This is a genomic window from Citrobacter sp. Ca225 (genome assembly GCF_030337175.1).
GTDB lineage: Bacteria > Pseudomonadota > Gammaproteobacteria > Enterobacterales > Enterobacteriaceae > Citrobacter_A > Citrobacter_A amalonaticus.
In genome coordinates, this window is the sequence record NZ_JAOWCD010000040.1 from 1 (window position 1) to 5,492 (window position 5,492).

The 5,492-nt window shown below is 54.7% G+C and carries 5 protein-coding genes and 1 pseudogene; 5 read left to right on the forward strand and 1 reads right to left on the reverse strand.

All coding sequences use genetic code 11. The annotated features are described in order from the left end of the window. The first annotated feature begins 83 nt into the window (after nt 1-83). Complete coding sequence (locus OGW13_RS01235; RefSeq protein WP_000156886.1) at nt 84-1,106, forward strand: IS110 family RNA-guided transposase; 1,023 nt, start codon at nt 84-86, stop codon at nt 1,104-1,106. A gap of 285 nt (nt 1,107-1,391) precedes the next feature. On the opposite strand, the pseudogene OGW13_RS01240 reads toward OGW13_RS01235, so the two are convergent. Further along, nucleotides 1,392-1,721 (reverse strand): annotated as a pseudogene (locus OGW13_RS01240) (lipocalin family protein); the annotation flags it as partial. Between the two features lie 117 nt (nt 1,722-1,838). On the opposite strand from OGW13_RS01240, the gene OGW13_RS01245 reads away from it, so the two are divergent. The 4 genes from OGW13_RS01245 (at nt 1,839) to OGW13_RS01260 (ending at nt 5,370) form a co-directional block, all read left to right on the forward strand. Then, on the forward strand, nt 1,839-2,564 hold the full coding sequence (locus tag OGW13_RS01245; RefSeq protein ID WP_287115488.1) for a MerR family transcriptional regulator: 726 nt from the start codon (nt 1,839-1,841) through the stop codon (nt 2,562-2,564). A 99-nt stretch (nt 2,565-2,663) separates the two neighbouring features. Then, nucleotides 2,664-3,074: a hydroxyisourate hydrolase gene (uraH, locus tag OGW13_RS01250; RefSeq protein ID WP_000750473.1), complete on the forward strand. Its 411-nt coding sequence runs from the start codon at nt 2,664-2,666 to the stop codon at nt 3,072-3,074. Between the two features lie 102 nt (nt 3,075-3,176). After that, the gene (locus OGW13_RS01255) at nt 3,177-4,136 is read left to right on the forward strand and encodes a YbgA family protein (protein ID WP_000208728.1); all 960 of its coding nucleotides are present in this window, start codon (nt 3,177-3,179) and stop codon (nt 4,134-4,136) included. A gap of 145 nt (nt 4,137-4,281) precedes the next feature. Next, on the forward strand, nt 4,282-5,370 hold the full coding sequence (locus tag OGW13_RS01260) for an AAA family ATPase (RefSeq protein WP_000633446.1): 1,089 nt from the start codon (nt 4,282-4,284) through the stop codon (nt 5,368-5,370). Nucleotides 5,371-5,492 lie beyond the last annotated feature (122 nt).

The window sequence follows — 5,492 nt, forward strand, 5'->3', positions numbered from 1 at the left end:
GAATGGAAGGGACTTCCCCTGGATATGTGCCTGATTAGCTCTTGTGCAATCATGGGGTAAACATAGCCCTGGAGGGATTCGTTATGACTATCACTACTGTCGGTATCGATCTTGCTAAAAATGTGTTCGCTGTTCACTGCGTTGATCAAAATGGAAAAACTGTTCTGGTTAAACCTAAAGTATCGCGTGCTGCACTTCCTGAGTTAATTGCAAGCCTGCCTCCCTGTGTTATCGGGATGGAGGCGTGCTCAGGCGCCCATTACTGGGCAAGAGTGTTTCGGCAGTATGGCCATGAGCCCCGTTTGATGGCTGCAAAGTTCGTATCGCCATATCGCATGGCCGGTAAATCAGGAAAAAATGATGCAGCTGATGCCCAGGCTATTTGTGAGGCTGTCCGTCGCCCGCATATGCGGTTCGTGCCAGTGAAGGATGAGAGCCAGCAGGCGATGCAATGTCTACACCGTACCAGACAAGGTTTTATCGAAGAGAAAACAGCAACATATAACCGATTAAGAGGTTTGATATCTGAATTCGGCGTCATCGCTCCACAAAGTACAGATGCCCTGCGCCACATCGTTTCTGAACAGAAGAATTCTTTGCCGCTTCAGGTTCAGCAATGCGTTGATGATCTGCTGGAACACATTAATCGCATTGAAGATAACATCGCTGAATATGACCGGATCCTGTCCCGCATGGCAAAAACGGATCACCGCAGCCAACGACTGATGGAACTGAAAGGGATTGGTCCCACAACGGCCTGTGCGCTGGTCGCCAGTATCGGTAATGCCCATGATTTTAAGAATGGACGCCAACTGGCAGCCTGGCTGGGACTTACACCATCACAGTACAGCAGTGGCGGAAAATCAAAGCTTGGCAGAATAACGAAAGCGGGCGATTCATATCTGCGAACGCTTCTGGTTCAGGGGGCCCGTTCGGTTTTGATTGGTGCAGAGAAAAGGACTGACTCATTCAGCCGTTGGGTTTGTAAGTTGGTTGAGCGCAGGGGGTACTGGCGGGCTGTTGTAGCCATCGCCGCCAAAAACGCGAGGCTGTGCTGGGCATCGTTGCATTACGGTGATGATTTCAGGCTGTACTCAGCCAGCTAAAGCACAAAGCAGTATAACCATCTGACCTGCAACTCGTTGATGAAAAAGGGTTAGACCCCGTGAGGCCTATCTGGCTATTGTACAGGATATACGTATCCGCTTAACGAACAAGAACCTCACGCGCGTCTTTCATCAGGGCCCGAATCGATAACGATTTATCATGGCCGTTTATAGTACCGCAGTCTCTCCCCTTTATTTTACTGACGAGCAGACAGAAACTATAAAACCGGCGTTGACATGCCGGGGAAGCCCTTATAGTACAATAATTCTCTATATCCAAACTGACCCCAAGAAGGACACCTTCAGCGCGGCCGTGGTCGGTTCGCCGGTAAAGTAGGCTTTACCCTCGCTCTCATTCCACTTGTTCTTCACAGGGTCGTAGCCGCGGTTAAGCACGCTGATGCCGCCGTCGCTGCGCTTGCCGTAGGTGGCGGTAACCTGCTCCAGGCCGCGTTCAAAGCGGTTTTCCAGGCGAGCGACTTCGTACCATTTGCCAAGATAGCGGCTGGCGTCAAAACCGGAAATGGGCTGCACGCCCTTCGGTGGGGTAGGGGATTTACAGGCTACCAGCGTCAGGGCAATGGCAACACCGGTCACAACAGGCCATAGCTTCATGAGAATTCCTTTCATTTGCACGGTTGGAAATTAAGTGTAGTGCACCGCGGCGGCGCTTCATCCCATCCGCGAAAATTCGTAGTATATTGAGAGTATTCCTCAACTCTGGACACGGACATGGCTTACTCCATCGGCGAATTCGCCAGACTCAGCGGGATCACCGCCACCACGCTGCGGGCCTGGCAGCGGCGCTACGGCTTACTCAAGCCTCAGCGCACGGAGGGCGGCCACCGCCAGTACAGCGATGAGGACGTCCAGCAGGCGCTAAAAATCCTCGACTGGGTAAAAAAAGGCGTCCCGATTGGCCAGGTCAAACCGCTGCTGGAGCGCCCTACGTCGCGCCTGACCAACAACTGGCTCACGCTGCAGCAGAGCATGTTACAGCGCCTGCAGGACGGCAAAATCGAGTCCCTGCGCCAGATGATTTACGACGCAGGACGCGAGTACCCAAGACCAGAACTGGTCGCGAACGTGCTGCGTCCGCTGCGCAGTCAGGTGTCGGCAAACGTCGCCGCCGCCATGACCCTGCGGGAGATCCTCTACGGCATCATCATCGCCTACACCTCGTTTTGCTTGGAAGGCGATAAAAAAGCGCCGGGCGACAACATCCTGCTCAGCGGCTGGAACCTGAATGACCCGTGCGAAGTCTGGCTCGAAGCCTTAACCCGCACCGGGCAAGGCCACCGTATCGATATTTTACCCACGCCGCCCGCCACGCTGGCCCCGGAGATTTTCCCGGACCGCCACTGGCTTCTGGTCACGCGCGGTAAACTCACCGCCGCGCGCAAAAAGCAGATCGAGCAGTGGCAGCAGCAGGTATCGCTTGAAGTGATTATCCTCTAATCATTTTCTCCTGCGGGAATCTTCACGAAAAGTTGAATATTTTCCCGCGCCACAAATGCTAACGTTTTCCTGTGACCGACAACCCCACAGGAAAACACAATGAAAAAAACTGCCTCTCTGCTGATGCTGACCACCCTGGCCTTTGCCCCTGCCGCCTTTAGCGCCCCTGCCGGCACGCTGAGCGTACACATTCTTGACCAGCAAACCGGGATGCCGCCATCGGACGTTACCGTCACGCTGGAAAAACAGCAGCAGGACAAATGGACCCCAATTGCCAGCGGCAAAACTGACCATGACGGCCGCATCAAATCGCTTTATCCGGAGGATCAGGATATGCAGCCCGGCGTCTATAAAGTGGCCTTTAAAACCGCAGATTACTTCCACGGGAAGAAGCTGGACTCCTTCTTCCCGGAGATCCCGGTGCTGTTCACCGTAACCCGGACCAACGAAAAGCTGCACATCCCTCTCCTGCTGAGCCAATACGGTTATTCAACTTACAAGGGCAGTTAAGAAACGTTGATTTTAAAGGCAAATAAAAAATAATTCCGCTAATACTTGGACAAATTAGTCATGTTGTGTAAGTTTTAAAGAGAAGAACGGGAGGACCACACCATGACAACAAAACCTGTGCTCGGTATTAGCGGATGTTTGACCGGGTCTGCCGTTCGCTTCGACGGCGGACACAAGCGTATGGGCTTTGTCATGGATGAACTGGCCCAGTGGGTGAGTTTCAGGCCCGTCTGCCCGGAAATGGCGATTGGCCTGCCGACGCCACGCCCGGCCATACGCCTGACGCTGACGGACAGCGGCGAAACGCAGCTCCGCTTCAGCAAGCCGCCCCATGATGATATAACGCAGAAAATGGCCGACTTTACGGCGGACTATCTGCCAAAAATCGGCGATCTGTCGGGATTTATCGTCTGCGCGAAATCGCCAAGCTGCGGCATGGAACGCGTGCGGCTATATGATGAAAACGGCAACCGGGGCCGCAAGGAGGGTGTCGGGCTGTTCACCGCCGCCCTGCTTGAAACCTACCCGTGGCTGCCCGTGGAGGAAGACGGTCGGCTGCACGACCCGGTGCTGCGGGAAAACTTTATCGAGCGGGTATTTGCCCTGCACGAGCTGAACACGCTGCGCGCTAAAGGCCTGACGCGCCGCGCGCTGCTGGATTTCCACAGCCGCTATAAATTGCAGCTTCTGGCGCACCATCAGGCGGGCTACCGCGAGATTGGCCCGTTCGTTGCGTCGCTGCATGAATGGGAAGATCTGGACGCGTTCTTCGTGGCGTACCGCGAAAAGCTGATGACCATCCTGAAAAAGCCCGCCTCGCGGAAAAACCATACCAACGTGCTAATGCATATCCAGGGCTATTTCCGTAACCAGCTGAACAGCCGCCAGCGCGTCGAGCTGCGCGATGTGATCCTGCACTATCGCGACGGGCTGCTACCCATCCTCGCGCCGTTGACGCTACTGAAACACTACATGGCCGAATACCCTGACCGGTATCTGATGACGCAAAACTACTTTGATCCCTATCCTGATGATTTGGGTCTGCGTCTGGCAGTAACCTGACGATAAAAATGCGAAGGCCCGTTTGACCCACAGAGGCCCAAAGCAGTACCCCGTTTAGACGACACCCTCACTGTCGTCTCTTTTTTGCATTCCACACAAAAGACTGTAATTATGTACAGGATTGTAACGCAAAAAGGGACTGCCTGTGATCACCACCCTGCACATTCAAAACTACCGCTCGATTCGCGAAATGTCGCTGGAGCTGGAACAGCTCAACATCGTCTTTGGCCCAAACGGCACCGGAAAATCCAATATCTACAAGGCGATCCACCTGATGCACAGCGCCGCACAGGGGCAGTTTTCGCAGGCACTGGCGAACGAGGGTGGGATTTTAAAAGTGTTCTGGGCAGGCAAAACCCGCAGCGACCAGCTGCGGCGGATGAATTTGGCCGTTGAAACCGAAACCTACGAATACGAGCTGCAGGTAGGCTTTGTCGAAAAACTGCCTTACCCCTCACAGTTTCAACTCGATCCGGTGATCAAAGAAGAGTCCATCTGGCTGAGTGGTCAATACCGCCGCCCGTCGTCACAGCTGATGAGGCGTAAAAATCAGGCCGTATTTCTGAACAACGTGCATCACGAGAAAGTCACCCACAGCGGCACGCTGTATGAGAACGAATCGGTGTTCGGCCAGCTTGGCGAGCCGCATCTTTACCCGGAAGTGTCGCAGATGCGCGAGTCGCTGCGTAACTGGCGCTTTTATCAGGAGTTTTCTGTATCAATCGGCTCGGCCATGCGCGCGCCTCAGGTCGGTTTCCGCTCCCCAGTGCTGGCCAGCGACGGCGCAAACCTGGCGGCGGCGTTTCAGACCATCGTGGAAATTGGCGACGAGCTGCTGCTGATGCGCATCCTCGACCAGGCCTTCCCCGGCTGCGTGTTTTACAGCGACAACACCGGCGGACGCTTCCGGATGATGATGCAGCGTGAAGGGCTAAGCAGACCGCTGGAGCCGGCGGAATTCTCCGACGGCACTCTGCGTTTTCTGTGCCTGGCGGTGGCGCTATTAAGCCCGCGTCCACCGGCCTTTATCGCCCTCAACGAACCGGAAAACAGCCTGCATCCGCAGATGCTGCCCGCGCTGGCGAGCTTAATCGCCGAGGCCAGCCGCTACTCGCAAATTTGGCTGACCAGCCACTCGCCGGAACTGGCGAATTTAATTGAGAAACAGAGATCGTTTTCGCTGTATCAGCTGTCGATGGTGGAAGGGGAAACGAAGGTGGAGAGGCTGGGGTAGTCTCCCAGAGGGCACTGTTGCAAAGTTAGCGATGAGGCAGCCTTTTGTCTTATTCAAAGGCCTTACATTTCAAAAACTCTGCTTACCAGGCGCATTTCGCCCAGGGGATCACCATAATAAAA

Excerpts from the sequence above, each read along its gene's own strand:
- OGW13_RS01235 (WP_000156886.1), top strand. The coding sequence starts at position 84 with ATGACTATCACTACTGTCGGTATCGATCTTGCTAAAAATGTGTTCGCT.
- OGW13_RS01245 (WP_287115488.1), top strand. The coding sequence starts at position 1,839 with ATGGCTTACTCCATCGGCGAATTCGCCAGACTCAGCGGGATCACCGCC.
- uraH (WP_000750473.1), top strand. The coding sequence starts at position 2,664 with ATGAAAAAAACTGCCTCTCTGCTGATGCTGACCACCCTGGCCTTTGCC.
- OGW13_RS01255 (WP_000208728.1), top strand. The coding sequence starts at position 3,177 with ATGACAACAAAACCTGTGCTCGGTATTAGCGGATGTTTGACCGGGTCT.